General features: G+C 40.5%; 23 protein-coding genes and 1 pseudogene. 10 read left to right on the top strand and 14 right to left on the bottom strand.

Annotated elements, in window-relative coordinates; all coding sequences use genetic code 11:
• Window positions 1–36 precede the first annotated feature (36 nt).
• Complete coding sequence (locus L0657_RS03055; protein ID WP_235148922.1) at window positions 37–1,446, bottom strand: hypothetical protein; 1,410 nt, start codon at window positions 1,444–1,446, stop codon at window positions 37–39.
• 188 nt (window positions 1,447–1,634) lie between these two features.
• On the opposite strand from L0657_RS03055, the gene rbfA reads away from it, so the two are divergent.
• From rbfA to L0657_RS03040, 3 genes are all read left to right on the top strand, one after another.
• Entirely contained in the window at window positions 1,635–2,021 is a 387-nt protein-coding gene (rbfA, locus tag L0657_RS03050) for a 30S ribosome-binding factor RbfA (protein ID WP_235148921.1), read from the top strand.
• 18 nt (window positions 2,022–2,039) lie between these two features.
• Window positions 2,040–3,266 carry an FtsX-like permease family protein gene (locus L0657_RS03045; protein ID WP_235148920.1) on the top strand — a complete coding sequence of 409 codons (1,227 nt, stop codon included), beginning with the start codon at window positions 2,040–2,042 and terminating at the stop codon, window positions 3,264–3,266.
• Window positions 3,267–3,327: 61 nt separating this feature from the next.
• Window positions 3,328–5,949 carry a M1 family aminopeptidase gene (locus tag L0657_RS03040; protein ID WP_235148919.1) on the top strand — a complete coding sequence of 874 codons (2,622 nt, stop codon included), beginning with the start codon at window positions 3,328–3,330 and terminating at the stop codon, window positions 5,947–5,949.
• Between the two features lie 69 nt (window positions 5,950–6,018).
• Here L0657_RS03040 and L0657_RS03035 read toward each other — a convergent pair whose 3' ends face one another.
• The 6 genes from L0657_RS03035 to rplU form a co-directional block, all read right to left on the bottom strand.
• A complete protein-coding gene (locus tag L0657_RS03035; RefSeq protein ID WP_235148918.1) occupies window positions 6,019–7,086 on the bottom strand; it encodes a substrate-binding domain-containing protein in 1,068 nt (355 codons plus the stop codon).
• Window positions 7,087–7,551: 465 nt separating this feature from the next.
• Entirely contained in the window at window positions 7,552–8,604 is a 1,053-nt protein-coding gene (locus L0657_RS03030; protein ID WP_235148917.1) for a ferredoxin--NADP reductase, read from the bottom strand.
• Window positions 8,589–9,665: a hypothetical protein gene (locus tag L0657_RS03025; RefSeq protein WP_235148916.1), complete on the bottom strand. Its 1,077-nt coding sequence runs from the start codon at window positions 9,663–9,665 to the stop codon at window positions 8,589–8,591. Before L0657_RS03025 ends, L0657_RS03030 begins: the two co-directional genes overlap by 16 nt.
• A gap of 208 nt (window positions 9,666–9,873) precedes the next feature.
• A complete protein-coding gene (locus tag L0657_RS03020) occupies window positions 9,874–10,470 on the bottom strand; it encodes a NifU family protein (RefSeq protein ID WP_235148915.1) in 597 nt (198 codons plus the stop codon).
• 161 nt (window positions 10,471–10,631) lie between these two features.
• Window positions 10,632–10,925: a 50S ribosomal protein L27 gene (gene rpmA / locus L0657_RS03015; RefSeq protein ID WP_137340813.1), complete on the bottom strand. Its 294-nt coding sequence runs from the start codon at window positions 10,923–10,925 to the stop codon at window positions 10,632–10,634.
• An 85-nt stretch (window positions 10,926–11,010) separates the two neighbouring features.
• Window positions 11,011–11,322 carry a 50S ribosomal protein L21 gene (gene rplU, locus L0657_RS03010; protein ID WP_235148914.1) on the bottom strand — a complete coding sequence of 104 codons (312 nt, stop codon included), beginning with the start codon at window positions 11,320–11,322 and terminating at the stop codon, window positions 11,011–11,013.
• 338 nt (window positions 11,323–11,660) lie between these two features.
• On the opposite strand from rplU, the gene L0657_RS03005 reads away from it, so the two are divergent.
• The 6 genes from L0657_RS03005 (at window position 11,661) to L0657_RS02980 (ending at window position 15,971) form a co-directional block, all read left to right on the top strand.
• Window positions 11,661–12,311 carry a thioredoxin family protein gene (locus L0657_RS03005; RefSeq protein WP_235148913.1) on the top strand — a complete coding sequence of 217 codons (651 nt, stop codon included), beginning with the start codon at window positions 11,661–11,663 and terminating at the stop codon, window positions 12,309–12,311.
• Window positions 12,312–12,359: 48 nt separating this feature from the next.
• Entirely contained in the window at window positions 12,360–13,262 is a 903-nt protein-coding gene (locus L0657_RS03000; protein ID WP_235148912.1) for an SMP-30/gluconolactonase/LRE family protein, read from the top strand.
• A gap of 189 nt (window positions 13,263–13,451) precedes the next feature.
• Entirely contained in the window at window positions 13,452–14,135 is a 684-nt protein-coding gene (locus L0657_RS02995) for a DUF1361 domain-containing protein (RefSeq protein ID WP_235148911.1), read from the top strand.
• Window positions 14,110–14,487 carry a diacylglycerol kinase family protein gene (locus L0657_RS02990; protein WP_235148910.1) on the top strand — a complete coding sequence of 126 codons (378 nt, stop codon included), beginning with the start codon at window positions 14,110–14,112 and terminating at the stop codon, window positions 14,485–14,487. Before L0657_RS02995 ends, L0657_RS02990 begins: the two co-directional genes overlap by 26 nt.
• Window positions 14,488–14,515: 28 nt before the next feature.
• Window positions 14,516–15,643, top strand: a complete 1,128-nt coding sequence (locus tag L0657_RS28015; protein ID WP_310588255.1) for a hypothetical protein — start codon at window positions 14,516–14,518, stop codon at window positions 15,641–15,643.
• 31 nt (window positions 15,644–15,674) lie between these two features.
• The gene (locus tag L0657_RS02980; protein ID WP_235148909.1) at window positions 15,675–15,971 is read left to right on the top strand and encodes a transcriptional regulator; all 297 of its coding nucleotides are present in this window, start codon (window positions 15,675–15,677) and stop codon (window positions 15,969–15,971) included.
• Window positions 15,972–16,044: 73 nt separating this feature from the next.
• On the opposite strand, the gene L0657_RS02975 is transcribed toward L0657_RS02980, so the two are convergent.
• On the bottom strand, window positions 16,045–16,557 hold the full coding sequence (locus L0657_RS02975) for a DUF2911 domain-containing protein (RefSeq protein WP_235148908.1): 513 nt from the start codon (window positions 16,555–16,557) through the stop codon (window positions 16,045–16,047).
• A 99-nt stretch (window positions 16,558–16,656) separates the two neighbouring features.
• On the opposite strand from L0657_RS02975, the gene recG reads away from it, so the two are divergent.
• Complete coding sequence (recG, locus tag L0657_RS02970) at window positions 16,657–18,777, top strand: ATP-dependent DNA helicase RecG (RefSeq protein WP_235148907.1); 2,121 nt, start codon at window positions 16,657–16,659, stop codon at window positions 18,775–18,777.
• On the opposite strand, the gene L0657_RS02965 is transcribed toward recG, so the two are convergent.
• The 6 genes and pseudogenes from L0657_RS02965 to L0657_RS02940 all read right to left on the bottom strand — a co-directional run bounded on the left by L0657_RS02965 (window position 18,770) and on the right by L0657_RS02940 (window position 23,157).
• Entirely contained in the window at window positions 18,770–19,114 is a 345-nt protein-coding gene (locus L0657_RS02965) for a HigA family addiction module antitoxin (RefSeq protein WP_235148906.1), read from the bottom strand. The two genes, recG and L0657_RS02965, sit on opposite strands and share 8 nt — an antisense overlap.
• A gap of 11 nt (window positions 19,115–19,125) precedes the next feature.
• Window positions 19,126–19,335, bottom strand: a pseudogene (locus L0657_RS02960) (type II toxin-antitoxin system RelE/ParE family toxin); the annotation flags it as partial.
• Between the two features lie 213 nt (window positions 19,336–19,548).
• On the bottom strand, window positions 19,549–20,892 hold the full coding sequence (locus tag L0657_RS02955) for an FGGY-family carbohydrate kinase (protein ID WP_235148904.1): 1,344 nt from the start codon (window positions 20,890–20,892) through the stop codon (window positions 19,549–19,551).
• A gap of 146 nt (window positions 20,893–21,038) precedes the next feature.
• The gene (locus tag L0657_RS02950; protein WP_235148903.1) at window positions 21,039–21,734 is read right to left on the bottom strand and encodes a GDSL-type esterase/lipase family protein; all 696 of its coding nucleotides are present in this window, start codon (window positions 21,732–21,734) and stop codon (window positions 21,039–21,041) included.
• Window positions 21,735–21,810: 76 nt separating this feature from the next.
• Complete coding sequence (locus L0657_RS02945; RefSeq protein WP_235148902.1) at window positions 21,811–22,500, bottom strand: hypothetical protein; 690 nt, start codon at window positions 22,498–22,500, stop codon at window positions 21,811–21,813.
• 9 nt (window positions 22,501–22,509) lie between these two features.
• Window positions 22,510–23,157: an outer membrane beta-barrel protein gene (locus L0657_RS02940; RefSeq protein WP_235148901.1), complete on the bottom strand. Its 648-nt coding sequence runs from the start codon at window positions 23,155–23,157 to the stop codon at window positions 22,510–22,512.
• Window positions 23,158–23,298: the final 141 nt, after the last annotated feature.

Raw genomic sequence — 23,298 nt, 5'->3', positions numbered from 1 at the left:
CCGGTCATCGATGATGGCCGGTCTTATTTTTTACTATTAATTTTTTTGATAAATCCCTTTCCACTGGCTCAGCTTATATTGGCTTTGAAGCGCAGGAACCCGCGATAGAAGTTTGGGCATAATGTTGACCTTATCAATCACATAATCCGGCGGATCCTTCCTAAAATTATCATAGACGTGGATTACGCTGTCAAAATTGTCCAGATTTCTTAGGTCGTAACTTGACAGATCCCAGTTCAGATATGGCGTTGCAGAATAATTTTCCATATACTCCCCGGCATGCTGCCCCAAAACCAGTATTCTTTTATTTTTGATTTCTGCCGGTAACGAAGCCGACTTTGACCGAAGATTTTCGAGTTTCCCCATTGAAATTCCCGGCAAAATTCCACGTGTCCCCTGATACTGGATAAACACAATAACCGCAGTCATCAGCATAAACTGAAATTCATCTCCGAAACTTTTCCGCTTAAAACTTTGGAAATAATGCGTCGCAAAAAAAGCCGCCGGCGGAATGAAAATGACAAACTGCATCGGGGCCAGATACTGCATCAAAGGAATCGTGAAAACAGAAACGATAAACCACAATGCCATCACCTGCTGAATCCTCGTCTGATAATTCACGAATCGCAAAGTCGTAAAAATCCGCATAAAGCCTAAAATCCCAAAACCGAGCGGCAAGAGCAAAGAGGCTAAAAGTGATGAAAAATCGGTAAGATTATATTGTTTTACCTGAAAAACTGAGGTCAGCAAGTTGCGGTTTAAACTTTCAATTCCATCATTCATATAAAAAAACAACAATACCATCAGCAAAGGAAAAAGTGAACCAAAAAGTCCTAATAAATGATGGCGTATCGTTGCGCCGGTATAAAAAAGCAACGCCAGAAATGCCCAGACCATGAACAAAGAAGCTGGCAAATAAAACAGCGTTGCTATGCCAATGTACAGTCCCATTTCGAAAACCTGATTTGTTGCTTCCCTTCGAACCAGAATTTTCACAATCAAACCGAAGGCGAATAGTAAAAAAGTATTGGCCATTAACATCGGAGAAAGTGTGCCGAGGTCAAATGAGATATTCAGAAAAATAGCGTAGAGTGCACCCGGAATGTAGGTGCGTTCCGGAAAAACTTCCCGTGAAAATATAACGTAATTGAAGTACAAAATTTGAATAATTCCAAGTCCGGCCGCGATGAGCTGATATACCCCTTGCGACCTGCCAAAGACAGAATCGATGAGCCAGTAAGCAAGTCCGGAAAACGGACTGACGTTGTCCCAAACATCGCGATAAAGCATAAAACCATGGTTCATTTGCTCTCCCACGAGCATCCAGCTCAATTCCGGTATTAATAATGGTATTCCTCCAAAAAAGAACGGCAACCTCAGCAGTAGAAAAAAAACTACTACACTGATCATCTGATAAGCCGCATTAACCCGAAAAAAACTAAGCAAGAAACTGGATGGTTAGATAGGACGACATGAATACTTTCACGAAATTACAACCGAGGGGTCTACAAAAACAAAATAAGTATGGATATTTGTATTAAATATAGTAGTTAGCAGAAGTTAAGGAGGATAGCGGAAGGCTTGAATATTTCATTGAAAATAATCAAACGTCCAAAGTCTGCAATCAGAAAAAGATGGAATCGAAGAGACAACAAAAGGTAGGGAGACAAATCCAGAAGGATTTAGGTGAAATTTTTCAACAAGATGCACAACATTTGGTAAACGGCTCGTTCGTTACGATTACGGCAGTTCGCGTTTCCCCGGATTTAGGGATTGCGCGGGCATACCTGAGCTTTTTACCGGATAAAAATAAAGGTTTTTTACTCGAAACAATTAAGGAAAATACAAAATTCATCAGACAAAAACTGGCTGAACGCGTTCGTCACCAGTTGCGTATTGTACCTCATTTACAGTTCTATATCGATGATACTGCTGAATACGCAGCAAAAATGGATCTTCTTTTTGCAGATTTGGTCATTCCGCCTGCACAACCGGACGACGAAGAAGAAGAGAAGAACTGATCCCAAGCGTAACTGACAATGAATCTTTCGTATAGAATTGCCATTCGCTATTTTTTTTCCCGTAACAAGCGTAGTTTCATAAGTGTGATTGCACGTATTGCTATGGCCGGCGTTGCAGTAGGAACGATGGCGATGGTCGTTGTTCTTTCTGTCTTTAATGGCATGGAAGAGCTTAACCGTAAAATGTTCAAAACTTTTGATGCTGACGTAACCGTTACGCCATCGGAAGGTAAACGTTTTACTGTTTCAGATTCGGTTTTAAAAATGGTTAAATCGGTGGATGGTGTTCAATTAATTACACAGGTAATTGAAGACAATGCGCTGGCACGTTACAGAAATCAACAAACGATTGTTAAACTCAAAGGTGTTGACAGTACTTTCTCCCGACGAGGCCAGCTGGACACTGCATTAATTGAAGGCTCTCTAAACCTATACGGAGGCAACGGAACACCTTTTGCCGTGATTTCGGAAGGCGTCAGAAATGCGCTTACAATATCTCTTGAAGATATTTTGACGCCACTTGAACTGTGGTATCCGAGAACAGGAACCAAAACGTTGAACCTTACCTCCACGGAAGCTTTTAACCAAACAGTTATTCGTCCGGGCGGCGTTTTTTTTATTGAAAGCAGGTATGATGATTATGTCATTGCTCCGCTTCCGATCGTTGAAGCACTTTTGCAATACAATGGACAACGCTCTTCCCTTGAAATAAAAACAGCACCGGGTTTTACGGAAAAACAGGTTGCCAAAGAGCTTAGGGAAAAACTGGGCAACAAATTTACAGTTCGCGACCGGGATGCTATGAACGCAGATCTCCTTCGTGCGATCCGGGTTGAAAAGTTGTTTGTATCTGTTACGCTTTCGTTTATTATTTTAGTAGCAGCCATCAATATCTTCTTTTCACTTAGTATGCTGGCAATTGAAAAGAAGAAAGATGTGTCGATGCTTTATGCACTTGGTGCAACGCCTTCTTTAATTAGAAAAATATTTCTTGCCGAAGGAGCGATTGTAGCACTTTCTGGCGCGATTGTTGGAATCATTTTTGGAGTTCTAATTTGCTGGCTCCAGATAAGTTACGGATTTGTGTCTATGGGCATGACGACAGCACTGGTAGATGCTTATCCTGTGAAATTAATATGGCAGGATATATTCTTTACCGGTGTCATCATCGTTATCATAACCCTGGCCGTTTCGTACATACCGGCTCGCCGGGCAGCTTTGTCTGGCCAGAGATCCGCCGTCTAACAAAACAGCCCATAAATAAATAATCCGATTTAATACCAAACACTTGACTAAATTCAATTTTATGTCCAAACCACAAGCAGGAATGACCGGAAAGAAAATGAACGTATCGATGCGTAACGGTTTCTGCAAATTTTTTGGAATAGCACTGTTGTTTGCCGCTTTCAGCGTAGATGCAAAAGATCATCATAGTCAAATAGATACGCTGTATAGAAGAAATCCCGGCGTGATTTCAAAACAAGGCCCATATCGTCCCGCCCGGACTTTGAAACATGACCTTATCCATACACGGCTCGACGTTGAGTTTGACTGGTTACGCCAACAGGTTCATGGCTCTGCTGTAATTTCGTTCAAGCCCCATTTTTATCCACAAAATACGATCGAACTGGATGCGAAGGGATTTGATATAAAAGGAATTTCTCAGCTGGATACTTTACATGATTTTGGATCTGCTTCAACGAAGGATATCACCAAACGGACGTTAAAAAAGCTTGATTACACTTACGATAAACGTAAAATAACGATCAAGCTTGGTAAAGAATATACTTCAAAAGATACGCTCTACATAAAAATAGATTACGTTGCGAAGCCAAACGACTTACCAAGAGACCAGCCGGATGATAATCCAAATGATAAAGGTTTGTATTTTATCAACGCAGACGGGCAGGAAGAAGGTAAGCCAAAGCAAATCTGGACGCAGGGTGAAACCGCAGGAAGTTCATGCTGGTTTCCGACAATTGATTCTCCAAATGTAAAATTTACGCAGGATGTTTATATCACGGTTGACAGCACCTATAAAACATTGTCAAACGGTTTGCTGATTTCTCAGGAACCTGATCAAAGCGGACAGCGTACTGACCATTGGAAACAAACAATTCCTCATGCGCCATATCTGGCCATGCTCGCTGTCGGCGACTATGCGATTGCTACGGATATGATGCCGAACGGACTTGAACTTAGCTATTATGTTGAGCCAAAATACGGCGGAGATGCGCATGCGATTTTTGGCAGAACTCCCGAAATGATGGCATTTTTTTCCAATATTTTTGGCGTGGAATATCCCTGGGAAAAGTATGCACAAATTGTAGTTCGTGATTTTGTTGCTGGTGCAATGGAAAACACAACGGCTACGGTACATGAGGAAGGGGTTCAAACAGATGCCCGTTCGATACTGGACGGAAATTCAGACGCCGTTATTGCTCATGAGCTGGCTCACCACTGGTTTGGAGATTATGTAACAGCCGAGGAATGGGGACAACTTCCTTTGAATGAATCTTTTGCCAATTATTCCGAATATCTGTGGAGCGAATATTATATCGGGAAAAATGAAGCAGACTGGCAGAATTTGCAGGAATTGAAACAATATCTGACAGAGGCTGAAACAAAACAGGTACCGCTGATCAGGTATTTTTATAAAGACGCAGAGAATATGTTCGATAGTCACTCCTATGCGAAAGGAGGCCGAATTTTGCATATGCTGCGGAAATATGTCGGAGATGAGGCATTCTTTAAATCTCTCCAAAATTATTTAAAAACACATGCTTTGGGCACGGCAGAAATCAATGATCTGCGTATGTCTTTTGAAAAAGTAACTGGTGAAGATTTAAACTGGTTTTTTGACCAATGGTTCTTACGCCCGGGTCATCCGATCTTGAAAATCAAACAGGATTATTCTACTGCGACAAATAAAGTACAGCTAAAAGTGACGCAGGCACAGGACACGCTGGCAACTACGGTTTACAGATTACCCTTAAAAGTAGATGTTTGGACTGGCGGTAAAAGAAACCGTTATGATGTTGTAATTGACAAAGTGAATCAAACGCTGGAATTTCCATCTGCCAAAAAACCCGATCTGGTTATTTTTGATGCAGAATCTCAGCTTTTGGCCAACATTGAACAAGACAAAGACCGTCCTGAACTGGTTTATCAATACAACCACTCGCAACAGTTTTTACCAAAATATGAAGCGCTTGCGGCCCTTGAAGGAAAACTTCAGGATTCAACAGCCCGGAATGTGCTGATAAAAGCGATGACCGATCCGTTCTGGAAATTGCGTCAGATGGCTATTTCAAACTTTGCTGAATATGATGGGGAAGGTTTTGCAGATATAGAAAAAATTATTCAAAGCCGTGCACGCTCTGACCGCCATCCACAGGTGCGAGCGGAAGCAATTATTACATTGGCTTCTTTTGGAGATAATAACAATGATCCGGTTTTTCGTGAGGCATTAAGTGATAGTTCTTATCAGGTTGTTTCTGTGGCGCTAGATAAATATCTTGTCGGGCAGCCTGCTGACGCAAATGATGTGGCCGCGCAATTTGAAGATTCGCCGAATGACGCCATCGTAACTTCCGTTGGGAATTATTACGCAGGACTCGCTCAACCTGAGCGTTATGATTGGTTTTTAGAAAAAATGAAGCGTATGAAGCCGAGTGAGAAATACAATTTCTTGCAGGTTTTTGGAAAATATCTGATAAAGTCGAAACAGGATGTTCAACGCCAAAGCATTCCGGTGCTTGAAGGAATGGCCAGGAACAGTCCATCTTATTTCGTTCGTTTTGGAGCTTATCAGGCACTTGGTTTGCTGACAGACATTCAAGGTGTACCTGCGATCAGAAAAGATATTCGTGCGAAAGAAACGGAGCCTAAGCTTAAAGAAATGTATACGCAATTCGGCGAGTTTTGATTCGAAAATTTTGTAAACGAAAAACGGGAATCTGACAATCAGGTTCCTGTTTTTCGTTTATAGCCGATATTATTTTTCCGGATCGAGGTAATATTCCAGGTTTTCCTGGGTAATAATATCGAGCGGTAAAAACTTGATCGGCAGAATGTCCTTTTTGAAAACGAGGTGATTTGCCAGTTGATAAATACCCCAGTATCCTTGTCCCAGCGGATTTTGGTTGATCAAAAAATCTATCAATTCGAGATTTAAATAGTTCAGATTTTGAGGAATCAAATCGTAACCAACCAGTTTTATATGATCTATTTTTTTCTTTTCAAGATACTGCGCTATCGCAAAAGCTTTGGAATTGGTTACATAAATTGCTCTCAGATTTTGCTCTTTGCGCAATAATTGATCCATGTTCTGATCAAATTTATCATTCTCTGCAAAATCCAGCTCCGCGCCAATTACCCTGTATTTATCAGTCAGATTCTTCTTGACAAAATAGTCCTTGAACCCTTGTTCCTTCGTGATCAGGTGAGCAGAGTTTGGCAAATCCTCATCGATATGTAAAACTACCATCGAACACTTTTCAGGCAAACCAAAGCTTAAAATTTTAGCCGCTAGAAATCCGCTCTGATATGAATCCTGACCGATATAACAAAGTGGATTAATGTTTGAGATCTGGGTATTGAAGAGCACATAGGGAATCTTCAACGCTTCCCACTCTTTGAAAAACGGCAGGACTTCTTTGTAAAAAAGAGGAGCAATCAAAAGTCCGTCTGGATGTTCTTTACTAGCGAGTTTCGCTTTTTCTATGAAGGAATTAACATCATGCGGATCGAACGTAAAGCGCGTAATCGAAATACCATATTGCCTCAGTTCTTTTTCTGCCTTCGCAATTCCGTGTTCCGGTGCCTCCCAGTATGGATCCGATTTAGGGTCGGGTACCAGTGCGATAAAACTATAAGTGCGTTGTGTTTTCAACGATTGAGCCAGAAAATTCGGCTCATAATTCATTTCCTTAATAATCTTTAATACTCTTTCACGCACATCTTCCGCAACCCTTCCCCGGTTATGCAAAACCCTGTCTACCGTTCCTTTGGATGTCTCGGCCCGTTCGGCAATATCTTTTATTCGAACAATCTTTTTTTTCACTGTTTCAACGCTAACGAACGGGAATATACCCGGTTTTTCATTTGTATAAAAATAATACAATCAATATATCACCAGTCAAAATCTTAGTTAAAGGTTTACCAATTGGTAAAACAATAAAATTTCAACAAATATTTAAATAATTATTTAGTCTTCAATAATTCCTAATTAGATTTACAAATCTAACCACTAATGCTTAAAAAACGTATGTGCACGAACACATCCCAGAAAAAATCATGCGTGTTCGAACACTTTTATTGAAAATTTCTTGCTTGGTAACGTATTACAAGTAATTTTGCATTAGATAAAAATATAAAAAGAAAATTTGTTCAATTGAAACGACTACGTTATTTCAACCACATATTTTCTGATTGTATTACTATTCCTAAACTCTTATAAAAATACCCACTAGTTCTAGACTCTTGAACCTGACGTGCAGAAGGCAACTTCTGCACGTTTTTGTTTATATCATAGCATTTCAATCAGCACATTTTCATCTTGCGGGTAAGCTGTGCAGGTCAGAATCCATCCCTGGTTCAGATCTGTTTCCGTCAAAACATCGTTGATTGTCATATGCACATGTCCAGATCTGCAAATTCCAGCACATGTTGCACAGATCCCACCTTTGCAGCTAAATGGCAGATGAATCCCGAAATCGAGCGCAGCTTGAAGAATGGTTTTATCCCCTGGAACATGCAAATCATATCTTTTACCTTTAAAAATTAATCGCACATCCTGTGCAATTTCTACTCTTGGCTCCGAAGGAGGATTTCGGATCACAAAATTTTCCCTGCGAATCTGATCTTTTTGAAAATGCATATAGTGCAGCGTGATTTCGACAGAGCGCATCAGCTCAAAAGGCCCGCATATAAAAAATTTCGCTTTCTTCCTGTCATGAACCAGCGACTTGCCGATCATTTGTTCAAGACGGGTATTATTGATCCTGCCGCGGACTCCGTTCCATTCGTCCGACGGCTGGCTGTGAATATGGATAACTTGAAGTCTGTCAGGAAACTGCCTTTGCCATTCAGAAATTCCCTGCATAAAAAGCGTAGACCGCTCATTGCGGTTTGCATATATCAGCGTAACCTGACTTTTCGATTCAACTGACAGTGTTTGTTTTAAAGTTGAAAATAAGGGCGTGATACCGCTACCGGCTCCTATCAACACAATGTCTCTGGCATCATCTGATTTTTCCAGCGTGAAACGTCCCGAGGGTGGCAAGGCAGTAAAAATATCTCCCTCGTGCACAAAGTCAATCCAGAAGCGGGAAATCTCACCATTTGCGATACGTTTTATCGTAATTGCAGGATAATCATCCACGGCCGGCGCCGAGCTCATCGAATAGGAACGCCTTACCTCGTGCCCATGCATATCAATCAGAAAAGTAAGAAACTGCCCGGCTTCGTAACGCAACGTGCTACCATCTGTTTTCTCAAAAACGAAAGTTCTGGTATCGCTTGCCTCCACCACGATCTGACGTACGCGAAGTAAAATTGCTGCGTCTATAATCTCATCCATAAAGTTTCGTATTCTGCCAATAAAGTCCAGTTATGCGCCTCACAAAGCCACTGCATGTGAAATATCGGATGGCTGGAAATTTTATAAAGCAATTTGTTCTCGTAAGCAGTCATTAGCCCAGCGATGAAAAAATAAAATCCTTTGAAATCATCCGTGCTATATTCTTCCACACTGATTCGTTCGGTTTTTTCTCCTAAGCGGATTAGAGAAATGGATAGCAGAACCCGGTCCATTGGACTCGTAGTTGTCAACAACAAATTCTGCGTATCAGAAATCAGTTTTTCTTTTATTGATTTTAATTGTTCAGGATCAAAAGCCGAGATCAACCGGCTGACATGGTAAATAATTAGTGGCGTCCTCGGATACTGGTGCGCACAGCGAAATGGCACATCTATGTATCGGTTGGTTTCAACGACAGATTTGATGTAAATCAAACTATCCAGATCATGCTGATTCAGCGGCAATTTATTTTTAAAAACAAAAAATAAAAGGTTTGTCAAAACACAGACATCGAATTCGATATACATATTTTTCCCAAACCATGTGGAATAGGCTCGCAAACGCTTATACTCTGGATAGGTGTTCCGGATCCATTGTTTTGTTCCGTTCGCGTGTAATTTCAGTTTTTCATGAAGCCAGACTATTTCCTCATCATTTGGATTAGATGTCAGATATACGAAAGACGTATCATCAACATCGTCGGGAATCCGGAAATGTTCAAAATGACCAAAAATGTGGCCGTTGGGAAAATGTTTCGAGGGCTTGGTTTTCCAAAAGTTATAAGTTTTTAAACCATCTTTGTTCTGAAAATCTGGATAGTTTTGGATAACTTTTGAACAAATAGTATTAATTTTTTCTCTGGTTTCAATGTCTGCTTTACCCGAAATTGACTGTAAAGTAAAAGCGATGATTGAAGAGAAAAATATGGTCGTATCCGGACGGTTATAACCAATCATCCTGTTATCGCGGTATGCAGGAAATATACCTTCGGGAAAGTACTTATCTCCTTTGGATTGCAGACTTTCAATCTTCCCAATAAAATGCGTTAATGTGTTTGTCATTGATGGAAAGCTAACAAATTGTCGCAAAAAAAGAAAACCCTGCCGGTTTTGGCTAGGGTTTCTTTAAGGCTTTCGGCCATCAGCCATCGGCTGTCGGCAAAAAATAAATCATTGATACTCGTAGGCAAAAGCTAACTGCTTACAATTGACAACTATATATCATCAGTGCTATTGCCAAAAGTCGACTGCTGGCAGCTGACCGCCATAATTAAACTCCTTCAGCAACAACCTCTTTTACGTCAGGCACCATGCGTGTCAAGAGGTTTTCGATTCCTGCTTTCAAGGTCAGCGTAGAAGATGGGCATCCGCTGCAAGATCCCTGAAGCAAAACCTTAACTGTTCCGGTATCTTCGTTGAAAGAGTGGAAATTGATCGCGCCTCCATCAGACTCCACAGCCGGACGAACGTATTGATCCAGTGCGGCTTTAATTTTCTGAATTGTATCCGAATCTCTTGAATCAACGATCAGTGTATTTTTCTCAATGGTTTTTTCGAAAAATACAGGATGATTTTCTTCAAAATATATTTTTATAAATTGCTTGGTATCTCGCAGAACTTCTTCCCACTCAATATCCTCGCTTTTTGAAATCGTAATGAAATTACTCGCAATAAAAACCCTTCTAACATGAGGAAACTGAAAAAGATCTCCCGCCAAAGGAGAACCACTACCCTCTTCCATGGTCGATGCAAGCGAAGGATAATCAAATGAAAGCCCTTCAGGAACCAATTCGAAATTCAGAACGAATTTCATAGAATTGGGGTTTGGGCTTAATTCTGTATATACAAATACGGGACGTTTTAACATGGTATTCAATAATATCTGGTATAGGACAATTCTTTCGATCCGTGCTTAGAACATCGGTTTTAACATTTTGGTTTAATCCAATACGAATAAAAACAAAAACCCGCCGGACTGATCCAGCGGGTTTTTGAAATCTCTTACGGACTTAGCCGAAAATCTTTATACTATGCTTCTGCAACAACTTCAACCGGAGCAGCTGCAACCGCGATAGGTTCGATATGAACGAAAGATTTGTTAAGACGTGTTTTACGGAAAACAACATGTCCTTCAACCAAAGCAAACAAAGTATGGTCACGACCGATACCTACGTTATTACCTGGATTGTGTTTTGTTCCGCGTTGACGAACAAGAATATTTCCTGCTTTCGCGTGCTCACCGCCGAACAATTTAACACCAAGACGCTTGCTTTCTGATTCACGTCCGTTTCTTGAGCTACCTACACCTTTCTTATGTGCCATGATATCTTACTTTTTTGTTTTTTCGATGATTGTGAATAAGCTGTAATTCCTTAAAATCCCAGCCGCAGCGGAATACCGCCTTTAATTAAGCTACGATTTCGTCAATGCTGATCTTAGTCAAATACTGACGGTGACCATTCTTAACTTTGTAACCCTTACGTCTCTTCTTTTTGAAGACGATCACTTTTTCACCTTTTAGGTGTTCAAGTATCGTAACTTTTACAGAAGCACCTGCTACTGTAGGAACACCTACTTGTACTGTGCCTTCGTTGTCAACGAGTAGGACTTTTTCAAACACAAGAGCAGCGTTCACGTCACCTTCAAGCCTATGCGTGAAGATTTCGCGACCCTTTTCAACTTTAAATTGCTGACCTGCGATTTCTACGATTGCGTACATGATAATAATTTATGATAAACTGATATTCAAAAACGAGGTGTAAAGATATGCAGATATCCACAGAATCACAATGCTTTAAAGTAAATTTCCTTCGTCCTGTTGAAAAATAAATGACTTCGTATTCCCATTTAGAACAGCAGCTTATTGGAAACCCGAATAATTAGGTAAATTCGTACGTTCTAGAAGTAGTTCGATCTTACACCCTTTTCAGGTCGTAAATACGTTGAATAGGACTGATGGGGATAGTTTTATTTTCATTAACAATAGATAACATTTCATTCGGTTACTTTTACATTTTCTAACGTCATGAGCATTGAATGAATACTAAATTTATAAAGATGAAACTCATTTTGTGGATTTCACTTATTGCCGTTACAGGCGTTGCCTCATTTGCATCTATCCACCTTCCTTCAAAAAAGGATGGTAAAAGTGAAATTTTGCAAGCGGGCGGATATCAGATCGGCGATGTTGTTGGAAATTTTAGCCTGAAAAATGTTGATGGGAGAATGATCTCGCTTTCGGATTTCAATGCTTCCAAAGGAATTATTGTCGTTTTCACGAGCAATCATTGCCCTTTTGCCAAAGCTTATGAAGATCGCATTATTGCGCTAAATAATAAATATGCGTCTCAGGGATTTCCGGTTGTTGCGATTAATCCCAGCGATCCGGGAACGCATATGGACGACTCATTTGAAAAAATGAAAGAGCGTGCATCTTCGAAGGGATATAATTTTCCATACCTGGCAGATGAATCGCAGGCTATTGCGAAGGCTTTCGGCGCAGCGCGTACGCCGCAGGTGTATGTCTTGTCAAAAAGCAATGGCAAGTTCACTGTGCGTTATATGGGTATGCTTGATGATAATCCACAGGACCCGGCTGGTGCAAGTAAATTTTATGTGGATGAAGCGGTCAGCAATTTGATTTCCGGGAAACCGGTCGTGACCATGTCCACCAAACCTATTGGATGTGCGATTAAATGGAAAAATTAAATTTCATTTATTCGAATCATTAGCCAGGTAATTTTTTAGTTTTAGCACATGAAAAACCTCTCCTATCCCCTATCCCTGTTACTGCTTTTTTTAAGCATTATTTCGTTTGCCCAAAACAGCAAAAAGTTTTCGGCGGAAGGCGAATTCACTGCCAATTGCGAAGGACCAGCCGTTGACTCCGAAGGAAATGTTTATGCTGTAAATTTCGCCAGGGATGGTACGATTGCTCAAATGAACAAAAGAGGGAAATCTGGGTTCTTCGTGACCTTACCAAAAGGAAGCACCGGAAACGGCATTCGTTTTGCAGATAAGAATACATTTTTTGTAGCGGATTTTACGGGTCACAATATTTTGAAGGTTGACATTATCACCAAAAATATTACGGTTTTCGCTAATGAGCCCCGTATGAATCAGCCGAATGACCTGGCCATAACAAAAAGCGGAAATATTTTCTGCTCGGACCCGAACTGGAAAGAAGGAACAGGACAAATCTGGCACGTATCTCCACAAGGAAAAACCAGGCTTGTCGCCGAAAAAATGGGCACCACAAATGGTATTGATATTAGTCCTGATGAAAAAACTCTGTACGTCAATGAAAGTGTTCAGCGAAATGTCTGGGCGTTTGATCTGGCAACGGACGGAACATTATCAAACAAACGCCTGATCCATACTTTTGCGGATGGCGGAATGGACGGTATGCGCTGCGATGTTCTGGGCAATTTATACATTGCCCGTCATGGAAAAGGCGAGGTTGCCGTGTTGTCTCCGGAAGGAAAAATTCTTCACACGATTACTACTATTGGCAAAAAGGTTTCCAATATATGTTTCGGAGGGAAAAATGGAAAAACTTGCTACATCACATTACAAGACCGCGGCTGTCTTGAAACATTTAAAGCACCAACGGCTGGCAGAGAATGGCAGATGATGGAGGAGTTTTCAGCTAAAAAATAATTTTTTCGCCTTTTAATTTTATGACCCGATCAGGATATTTTCCCTGGTCGGGTTATTGTTTTAACGCTTTTACCAATATCAGGATTTGGATAAAATACTGGCGTTGAAAATAAATAATCTTTAAAGATGTGAGTAAGTCAACATTTATCTATTTACTTTGCAATACAAAGTACTTTACATAAAACTAAGATGCTAGAAACACTACTTCGCTATTTCAAAGGAAATCACAAGATTGCGCTTCTGGCGCTGGTTTCCGCCTCTTCGTTGATACTTCTGTTTTTCAGAATTTTGACGACACGACATTTGGGATTCGCTTTTCTTCCCTGGAATTTATTTCTCGCCTGGATTCCGCTATTCTATATGAAATGGGTTTGGCAAAAAGAATTGTCAAAACCTCAACCCGTCTGGCTACTGGCCATACACCTAAGTATCTGGTTGTTATTTTTTCCAAATGCACCCTATATCATCACCGACCTGTTACATCTCAAAGCGACGCCCGATTATATGATCTGGTTCGACGCATTAATGATTTTCACTTTTGCTGTTTCAGGATTTCTGACCGGACTGTACTCAATCAGGATCGTACACCGGCTAATCACTTCTCGTTTCAATCAACAAGCTGCCTGGTTTTTCGTTGCAGGATCTATGTTTCTGAGTGGCTTTGGTGTTTTTCTGGGAAGATATGGGCGGTGGAACAGTTGGGATATAATTACGCAACCTATGTCTCTGGCGCGTGGTATTTTGTATAGCATGAAAGACCCTTTTGCCATAAAACATACCTTCACGTTTTCGTTCGTGCTGATGTTGTTGTACTTTGCGTTCCATATTTTCGCAGAACTTAACAGAAATGAGTCAACCCATAAATATTCGTAAAGCGCTTAAAAGTTTCCGGTATGCCGGCGTCGGCATGTACGATCTGTTCCGACAGGAAAACAATGCCAAGATCCATTTAATTGCTGCCGCCCTGATTGTTATTGCAGGTTTCTGGTTTAATCTTTCCGTAACAGAATGGTGCATTATCATTATCCAGGTCGCCCTGGTGTGGTCGGCAGAAGCATTTAATACGGCCATTGAAAAACTTGCTGATACGGTGACTTCGGATTACCACCCTTCTATCAAAATTGTCAAGGATGTAGCTGCGGCTGGTGTTTTGATCTTGGCTATTTCAGCAGTTATCGTAGCAGCTATTATCTTTTTCCCTAAAATTTGGATGTGCCTGAATTAATATTTTACTGTCCGAACCAGATTTAAACATGTCATCAAATCAGGAGTCTTTACATACCTTGAATGAAATCCGCGACCTGATGGAGCGGTCAAATAAATTTTTGTCATTAAGCGGATTAAGTGGTGTATTCGCCGGGGCCTTTGCTCTCATCGGTGCAGCGGTTGCTTACGTACGTTTAAAGACGGACTGGTTTACGCAAAGTTTTTCTTCTTACGACAACATCAATGCACTCAGTCAAAGTGAGGTTATACGCTTTTTGCTTCTTGACGGATTCCTTGTTTTATTCCTTTCTTTGGCTTTTGGTATATTTCTAACCATTCGAAAAAGCCAGAAAAAAGGTTTTCAGGTCTGGAATAAAAACTCCCGCCGGTTGGTTTTGAGTATGTTGATCCCACTGGTGACAGGTGGAGTATTTTGTCTGGCGATGCTTTCCTATGGTTATATCTGGCTCGTCTTGCCGGCAACACTGATTTTTTATGGTCTTGCTTTGGTTAACGCAAGCCGCTACACCTGGCCGGAAGTTTTCTACATGGGAATTTTTGAAATTATTATCGGTTGCCTCGCCCTTTTCTTTACAGGGTTTTCATTGCTTTTCTGGGCAATTGGTTTCGGAGTATTACACATCGTTTATGGTTTTGCCATGTATAACAAATACGACCGTGAAGGAGAAAAAGCGGTCAATTCATCAAAAAAAGGTGGCGTCGTAACGATTCTCTTTATTCTTTTCGGAGTATCATTTTGCCAGGCGCAGATCTCCACTCCAATCGCAATTCCGATTGATAGTACGGCTAGAAAGTGGTATGACAAAGAAACTATTTATCTGCAGGGTAGTAACAGTTTCATCAAAAATAACATTGTTTATAAAGGACAAAGTGCTATCAAAAGAGAGTTCATGATTTCTCCGGGTGGTATGCAATTGTATCTAAGTTCAAGAAAGAAAAGAAATATTGCGTTGGTGATATCCCTGGCGGGTTCGGCAGGTTCAATTGCTTCTTTGATAACAGGCAACCGGGATGCTTTAAGAAAGTTTTTCTGGGTTTCTTTGGGAACGGGCCTGGCCTCTACGATCATCACCGCACAGGCCAACAATGAGCGTGATCAGGCCGTATGGCTAAGAAATCGCGACGCACTACTTTTTATGGAAGTCAACAAGTAGTTTAAAAATGACTTCATAACTTGCAGGCAGGATGGAATGGTTAGAGAAATTTAATAAAGTTTTTGAAAGCAAAATTCGTCTGGGACTGATGTCTGTCCTCGTGGTTAATGATGCGGTAAGTTTTAATGAATTGAAAGAATTGCTTCAGCTTACCGATGGAAACCTCGCTTCTCACCTGAAAGCCCTGGAAGAAATAGAATACATTCTTGTTCAGAAACAGTTTTTGGGAAGAAAGCCGAATACCACGTACAAAGCCACAGAAGCCGGTCAGAAAGCTTTCACAGATCACCTGCAAGTATTGGAAAATATGATTCGCTCCAATATGTGAGTGATCATTCCATAGTTTACCCATAAAAAAAAGCAGAGCGTGAGGGCTCTGCTTTTTATCTTATATGGCTTGCTTAGAATTTCATCGGAACTGAGAATCCAGCTTTATCCCATTGAAAATCAAGTTTGCTGTCTGTAACTGTGAAAGTAAGTTTTTCCTGAGAAGTTGGATATGTCTTTGCAGGAACAGTAACTTTCAATACATCTTTTCCTTTAATTTCTTCATACTTATACGCACCCCATTGCTTTAATTCGCTGTTCAGAATAAGCGTCCATTCTTTTTCAGTAGGAATAGCAAACAAAGAATAAGTACCAGCTTTTACAGGTTTACCAGCAAATGTTCCGTCTTTCTTGAAAGTGATCTCGGTTGCGTTGTTCGCTCCGATTCTCCAAACTTTACCATATTTTTCTAATCCCTCAGAACCTTCTTTTCCAAAAACAACGCGTCCGCGTTTTGATGGCTGTCCGTAAGCAACAGAAACATTCTGGCTTTCTGCTGTAATTCTTGGACTGTCAGGCGCTTTTTGTGCCGATGCAAACGTAAATCCTACTAATGCTAAGAATAAAGTGAAAAATGTTGCTTTCATAAATTTGGTTAAGATGATGGTTGTTATTTTGACTAACGAAATACGCAATTCAAAAGTTGTTAATCAAGCGATTTAGTTCAAATTTCGTACTTTTGAAAAATGAGTTCCGGAGCACAAATACCAGTACGTAACAATTTTTTCGACACTAAAATCGAATTCCTCAAAGGCGTTGGCCCGCAAAGAGCGGCATTGCTCAATCAGGAATTAGGAATTTTCAATTATGGCGATTTGCTTCAGCATTATCCATTTCGTCATGAAGACAGAACCATCTTTCATCGGATCAGCCAGTTAACAGAGATTATGCCAGCTGCCCAAATCAAAGGCAGGCTGCGAGAATGGGCAATTGTTGGTGAAGGAGGCAAAAAACGTCTGGTCGGGCAATTTACTGACGGTACCGGAACGATGGACCTTGTTTGGTTTCAAAGCATAAATTATTTCGAAAAATATCTTCGTCCAAACGGAGAATATATCGTGTATGGAAAACCCGTAATGTTTGGGTCTAAATGGAGTATTACACATCCGGAGATCGAATTATTGACGCCGGACAATGAAAAAGGCGGTTACTGGCAACCTGTTTATCCGCTTACCGAAAAACTTCGCAGGAAATTTGTTGATAGTAAGGCGATCAGCAAAATGATCATCAATCTTCTGGAAATTGCCAGACCGCATATTCGGGAAACTTTACCGGAAAATCTGGTCCAGAAATATCGGATGGTTACGAAAGCCGATGCGTTGTGGAATTTACATAATCCGCAAAGTCAGGCCTGGCTTCACCAGTCTCAGCGACGACTAAAATTTGAAGAATTGTTTTACAATCAGTTCAGGCTGATCAAAAACAAGCTTCTTCATAAAACAGAATTTCCCGGACTGGTTTTTACCAAAACGGAATTACTGAAAGAATTTTATGATAACCATTTGCCTTTTGAATTAACGGGAGCGCAGGTCCGCGTGTTGCATGAAATTCGGGAAGATCTAAAAACGGGCAAGCAAATGAACCGCCTGTTGCAGGGCGATGTAGGTTCCGGAAAAACAATTGTTGCTTTCATCACAATGCTTTTGGCATTAGATAATGATGCCCAAGCCTGTTTAATGGCGCCGACGGAAATCCTGACGGATCAGCATTACCAGGGTTTAAAACAATTTGCAGACTTGCTGGGCGTGAATATCGGCAAACTCACAGGTTCAACAAAAAAGAAAGACCGGGAAGTAATTCATGAACAGCTCCTGGACGGCTCCATGCAGATCATCGTTGGAACGCATGCGTTGATTGAAGATATTGTCCAGTTTAAAAATCTTGGTCTTTGTGTTATTGACGAACAACACAGGTTTGGCGTGGCGCAACGAAGCAAATTATGGGCGAAAAATAAATCCACAAATCCGCACATGCTGGTGATGACGGCAACGCCGATACCGCGAACGCTTGCGATGACGCTTTATGGAGATCTTGATATTTCTGCCATCAATGAATTACCGGCTGGAAGAAAACCGATTAAAACCGTTCACCGATATGACGCGCACCGCCTGTCTGTTTTCGGTTTTCTGAAAGATGAAATCGCGAAAGGACGGCAGGTTTATATGGTTTATCCGCTGATCGAAGAATCCGAAAAACTGGATTTAAAAGATCTCATGGATGGTTACGAAAGTGTTTCCCGTGCTTTTCCAGATGTTCCATTAAGCATACTGCATGGCAAAATGAAGCCCAAAGACAAAGATTTTGAAATGGCTCGTTTTGTAAAAGGCGAAACAAAAATTATGGTGGCAACCACAGTTATTGAAGTGGGTGTAAATGTACCAAACGCCTCTGTTATGGTTGTTGAAAATGCTGAACGTTTTGGTTTATCACAGCTTCATCAGCTGCGTGGGCGTGTTGGCCGGGGCGCTGAGCAGTCCTACTGTATTTTAATAACGGATTATAAAATTAGTAAGGAAACAAAACTCAGGCTCGAAACCATGTGCAGAACAAACGATGGCTTTGAAATCGCAGAAGTTGATTTGCAGCTTCGTGGGCCGGGAGATATTTCCGGAACGCAGCAAAGCGGACTGATGGATTTATTGATTGCTAATCTCGCGCAGGATGGGGAAATTTTGAAGGCCGCAAGAATTTCAGCAGAAGCTATTTTAAATACGGATCCTGATTTACTATCTCCTGAAAATGCACCGATTCGGAATCACATTAATAACATGCGGAAAGAGGAAACGAACTGGAGTCGGATTAGTTGATTGATTTGGCGGATTGCAGATTTTTCGCATCAATATTAACAAAATGTCTTACCGCCTCTCTGCTTACGCTCTTTTCTGCATACCACAGATCATACTTTTTCTGTAAATTCATCCATAAGTCAGCACTCGTTCCAAATGCCTCCGACAGCTTAACTGCAATCTCGGGGCTTATACTAGATTTTTTGTTGAGAAGTTGCGCAAGTTTTCTTCTACTTATACCTAGTCCGACTGCAATTTCAGTGATAGTATAAGCGTTACCAGTCTCCTCTCTTAGGCCTTCAATCAAGCCTCCTAAAACTGCACCCGGATGTGCAGGACTCATCCCACTTTTCAACATGTTGATAGTATTTAATGGTAATCAATAAAGTCAATATCGTAAGAATTCCCTTCAAAAAAGCGAAAAATAATCCGGTAATTGGCATTTACCTTTAAAGAATGGAAATCCTTAAGATTTCCTGTTAGTTTATGTAAGCGATATCCCGGAATATCCAGCTCTTCAACAGTTTCCGCTGTATCTAACAAAGATAATATTTCTCTAATACGTTCAACAAGGTTCGGAGAAAGCTTAGATGTGCTGAATACTTTCTATCATGGGGCGTAATAATCATCAACTAAACTCTTGAAGATTAAGACGATCAATCAGCCAATAAGTAATGCACCATAATAAGATAATACGGTGAAAAGAGTAGGTTTAGTATTCTTGTCTTAATGCAAAATAAAAAGCCTTAAAAGTCATAAACTTCCAAGGCTTCCTAAAAAAACAAAAAATATCTAAGCTACAACTTCCAGTATCTCATTTATAAACTCAAATGACTGAGGACGAGTAACATGAAGCGCCGCACCAAGTGAAGTGGCGTAAGGCAAATCAGTTGCATATACTTTATGCTCAGGGAAATTGCGTGCTACAAGTCTGGTAAAGATCTCATTTTTCGAAAATCCACCGTCAATATAAATCGCTTGTACTTCGTTGATACCAATCAGGTTCAACGAAACGCTCAGCATATCTGTAAGTCCTTTCAACAAATGGTGATATGCCGCTTCCGGAGATGCAAAAGCACTTACCTGCCACTCCATCGTATTTGCTTCGGGGAACGGCCCGTTGCCAGTCATGCAAGCTGCATAAAATTTCGGCGTGTCTGCTTTTAAAATTTCTTCGTTAAAAGCTACTTTTTTGTAGAAGTCACCATCAACATGGAAGTATTCAGCAATTCGTTTTACCTGAAAATCATGTTCTCTGCCCATGAAAAGACGGGAAGTAGTTACCCCGCTTCCTTCCGGAGTCAGGTAGTTCATACAATCACGGTCGAGCTGCTGAGAAGTTAACGGTTTAGAATAAAACGGATTAAAATTGATACACCAAGTTCCCGTCGATAATAACACAAACGGCTTTTTTACAGCCATGCGGTATGGTACCAATGCAGAAGAGCTATCATGCAAACCAAATCCTGACTGAATCGCTTTTTCACCATCACGATAAATAAACGAAGATGATGCAAGCACAGGAGGAAGTTTTTTCTGAATCGCTTCATTCTTCACCCAGTCATGATAATCCCACATTTCAAAACTCCAAAGTGCTGTGTGACAACCTATTGACGTGTAATCACTTGCTTTTCTGCCAGTCAGTAGATACAGAATATATTGCGGCAAATGTAGTGAAGAAACAATCTTGGCATAAACTTCCGGTTTGGTATATTTCAGCCAGTAGAGCTGCATACCTGAATTTAACATGCCCATTGGTGGTGAACCCGTTTGAAGAGCAATTCTCATCGGGTCGCCATGAGTACTGTAAAATTGATTTAATAAAGACTCAGGAAGCGGTTTTAAATAAGAATATAACGGTGTGACCGGTTTGTTACTGGCATCCAAATGCACCAAGCTTGCGCCATAGGCAGCCGCGTTCACAGCCTGAATTTGATATTTAGGATTATTTTTCAGATCAGCCCAGCGTTCCTGAACCCATTCAGTAAGGAGTTCAATGTTCTCTGTTGGAAATCCATCCTCATCCGTCGTTTCCGGAAGTGATTCTGTAACTTCTTCTATAATCTGATACTTTTCATCAAAAAGTACATACTTTTTATTGGTCCTGCCAATATCAAAAACCGCCGTTACTTTCATTATTTTAAATGCGCTATCACTTTTAATCTACGGAAATCTATTTTTTCGGTTAATATAGTGACTTTACTTTAAAAGCTATACCCCTACCCCGACTTTTTAAAATCTTACTTATTCAACGAATAGCTTAATGTCGGAAGTTCGGTTTTCTACATGGATTTTTCCAGAATCGGCTTTAAAACTGTTGTCCAACGACGATATCCCTCTTCGTTCATATGCAGGCTGTCTCCTAAAAATATTGTACCATCCGGTCTTCCGTTTTTCATCATAACGGGCCAAACATCAATATATTCATGATTACGGTCGCTTTTTATAAAATCCTGAATCAGCTTATTTGCCTTCACTACATCCTCTCGCTTATTCCAACGGGATGGTGACGGCTTCAATGATACACCATAAATTTTTGCATCCGGCTCTTTGTCGTGAATCATTTTGGTAAGTGTTACGTAAGCATCGCGCACCTGTTCGGGAGATTTAGGTTTGCTGCCAAACATGTCATTTTCACAATAAATGACTACTGTTTTAGGGTGATATTTAAGTATCGTCTGATCGGAATAATGAATCACTTCCGGCAAAGTTGAGCCACCGAAACCGCGATTTATAATGGGTAAAGGAGCAAGATCCTTATCAGCATTCGTCCATTTGGTAAATGTTGAACTTCCTGCCAGCACGATCCCTCCCGGTGCAGGCATCTTATCCGCATCCTGTTTCTCAAATTCTTTAATGGCACTTTCGGAGCGTGTGACCGAATAATCAGGCTCCCAGGGTTTGTCAAGTGCATTAAAATTAGGTTTGTGGCACGCAATAATGGAGAAAAACCCTAAAATAAAAACATACTTTTTCATTGTAAACAAAATAGTGGACATACCTTATAAGGCATATCCACTAAGATTTTAATGTAAATAGTAAGATTTAAATATTCTACTTCAGAAAATATCGTAAACCGAGGCCAACATTTGGAAAGTTAAATGATGGCGTGACTGAGTAACTAAGTGTAGTAGATTCACTTCGCGTTCCAAACTCTAAGCTCCGGGCGTTACCGAAAGAATATTCTGCGTAAATCGGCCTCGAAAATGCAAGACTACCTTGAATCCACCAACGCTCAGAAAAACTGTAATAGATTCCTGCTCCAAGTCCAAAAGCCGCTCTGATAGTATTGGTATGCCGGTCTTGTAAATCCTGCCCCAGGAATTCATATTTATGGCTTTGCCCATAAGAAAGTGACACATTCGGGCCTGCATATATGCCAAACTTATCGGTAAAATGTTTATAATATTGCCAGAAGCGGCCGACAGAAATTTCGATATTATCAATACCTTTTTTTTCATATCTATTATAAGCCGTCCCACGATATATCTCATACACCCTGTTTTCGCCAGTCATGCTACTGGATAAAGACCACCCCGATGCTTTGGTTTCACTATGGAATTTACCTTTCTGAAAGCTAAAATTATACCCATAACCGGCGGTAGCCTGAACATTCGCAGGGTTCGTATTATTGAAGTTTATTCCGGCAGTTCCGGTAAGAAATCGTTTGCCAGTATATTGTGCCTGAACAGATTGCGATAATCCGATAGCTAGCAGAAACGCTAAATAGAAAATATTTTTCATAGCTGTATTTTATTTTTTTGATAAATACCAGGATGCTCTTACTGAAAAGTAACTCGGAATGCTACTTGTCACAGCCGAATTGAAGGAGACCGTTTTTGTATTCAGGAAATCCTGATACCCAACACCTAAGTTGAGCAGATTAATATCAGACTCTAATGCAAATCTCGGTGTAATCCAATACGAGATACCCGGGACAATATTTAATGCAATACCATACCCGTTTTCTGAACTGCTTAAAAAATCAGTTTGGGATTTTATGCTGAGATACGACAGATCAACTGATGAATTAAGAAAAATGGCAAACTTTGAATTCAGTGATTTATAATGCCGTATGTATGGCGACAGGAAGAACTGGTTATAATTTGTTTTATTTTTATAGTCATCCGTGTTGGAGTTATCTTTAAACCAAATGAGGTTAAGATTTGCACCGACACCCAAGCCTACCAGTCTGTTGTCTTTAATAAATTTCCCTAGCTGAATCTCAGGACTGATATTAACTTGATTTGATTTGGTAGTAGTGGATACCGATGATTTTCCATGAACACCCGTAAGATTAACCGTACCTCCAAGATACTTCGTACCCTTTTCAAGTTGTGCTTTGACAGGAATTGACAGCCATAGCAAACTGACAATTCCGAAAAGAAGAGTTTTTTTCATGACGTTAAATAGTTGGTTCAGCGGACAAGATAATCAAGATTAAGTAACCGATGTAACTATTTAGTTTTTTTAACAAAAAATGTAAAAAAAAGAGGCGAACACGACGTCGCCTCTAAATACTACCGTACCAAAATTCACCTA

This window comes from Dyadobacter sp. CY345 (assembly GCF_021502725.1).
Taxonomy (GTDB): domain Bacteria; phylum Bacteroidota; class Bacteroidia; order Cytophagales; family Spirosomataceae; genus Dyadobacter.
This window is presented reverse-complemented; position numbering and strand designations above follow the sequence as displayed.

What these genes read in the sequence shown, in the direction of transcription:
- L0657_RS02965 (WP_235148906.1), bottom strand. Translation starts at nt 19,114, where the DNA reads ATGTTGAAAAGTGGGATGAGTCCTGCACATCCGGGTGCAGTTTTAGGA.
- L0657_RS28015 (WP_310588255.1), top strand. Translation starts at nt 14,516, where the DNA reads ATGTCATCAAATCAGGAGTCTTTACATACCTTGAATGAAATCCGCGAC.
- L0657_RS03005 (WP_235148913.1), top strand. Translation starts at nt 11,661, where the DNA reads ATGAAACTCATTTTGTGGATTTCACTTATTGCCGTTACAGGCGTTGCC.
- L0657_RS02955 (WP_235148904.1), bottom strand. Translation starts at nt 20,892, where the DNA reads ATGAAAGTAACGGCGGTTTTTGATATTGGCAGGACCAATAAAAAGTAT.
- L0657_RS02980 (WP_235148909.1), top strand. Translation starts at nt 15,675, where the DNA reads ATGGAATGGTTAGAGAAATTTAATAAAGTTTTTGAAAGCAAAATTCGT.
- L0657_RS02940 (WP_235148901.1), bottom strand. Translation starts at nt 23,157, where the DNA reads ATGAAAAAAACTCTTCTTTTCGGAATTGTCAGTTTGCTATGGCTGTCA.
- L0657_RS02945 (WP_235148902.1), bottom strand. Translation starts at nt 22,500, where the DNA reads ATGAAAAATATTTTCTATTTAGCGTTTCTGCTAGCTATCGGATTATCG.
- L0657_RS03030 (WP_235148917.1), bottom strand. Translation starts at nt 8,604, where the DNA reads ATGGATGAGATTATAGACGCAGCAATTTTACTTCGCGTACGTCAGATC.
- rplU (WP_235148914.1), bottom strand. Translation starts at nt 11,322, where the DNA reads ATGTACGCAATCGTAGAAATCGCAGGTCAGCAATTTAAAGTTGAAAAG.
- L0657_RS03000 (WP_235148912.1), top strand. Translation starts at nt 12,360, where the DNA reads ATGAAAAACCTCTCCTATCCCCTATCCCTGTTACTGCTTTTTTTAAGC.
- L0657_RS03040 (WP_235148919.1), top strand. Translation starts at nt 3,328, where the DNA reads ATGTCCAAACCACAAGCAGGAATGACCGGAAAGAAAATGAACGTATCG.
- L0657_RS02950 (WP_235148903.1), bottom strand. Translation starts at nt 21,734, where the DNA reads ATGAAAAAGTATGTTTTTATTTTAGGGTTTTTCTCCATTATTGCGTGC.
- L0657_RS02995 (WP_235148911.1), top strand. Translation starts at nt 13,452, where the DNA reads ATGCTAGAAACACTACTTCGCTATTTCAAAGGAAATCACAAGATTGCG.
- L0657_RS03025 (WP_235148916.1), bottom strand. Translation starts at nt 9,665, where the DNA reads ATGACAAACACATTAACGCATTTTATTGGGAAGATTGAAAGTCTGCAA.
- L0657_RS03045 (WP_235148920.1), top strand. Translation starts at nt 2,040, where the DNA reads ATGAATCTTTCGTATAGAATTGCCATTCGCTATTTTTTTTCCCGTAAC.
- rpmA (WP_137340813.1), bottom strand. Translation starts at nt 10,925, where the DNA reads ATGGCACATAAGAAAGGTGTAGGTAGCTCAAGAAACGGACGTGAATCA.
- L0657_RS02990 (WP_235148910.1), top strand. Translation starts at nt 14,110, where the DNA reads ATGAGTCAACCCATAAATATTCGTAAAGCGCTTAAAAGTTTCCGGTAT.
- L0657_RS03020 (WP_235148915.1), bottom strand. Translation starts at nt 10,470, where the DNA reads ATGTTAAAACGTCCCGTATTTGTATATACAGAATTAAGCCCAAACCCC.
- L0657_RS02975 (WP_235148908.1), bottom strand. Translation starts at nt 16,557, where the DNA reads ATGAAAGCAACATTTTTCACTTTATTCTTAGCATTAGTAGGATTTACG.
- recG (WP_235148907.1), top strand. Translation starts at nt 16,657, where the DNA reads ATGAGTTCCGGAGCACAAATACCAGTACGTAACAATTTTTTCGACACT.
- rbfA (WP_235148921.1), top strand. Translation starts at nt 1,635, where the DNA reads ATGGAATCGAAGAGACAACAAAAGGTAGGGAGACAAATCCAGAAGGAT.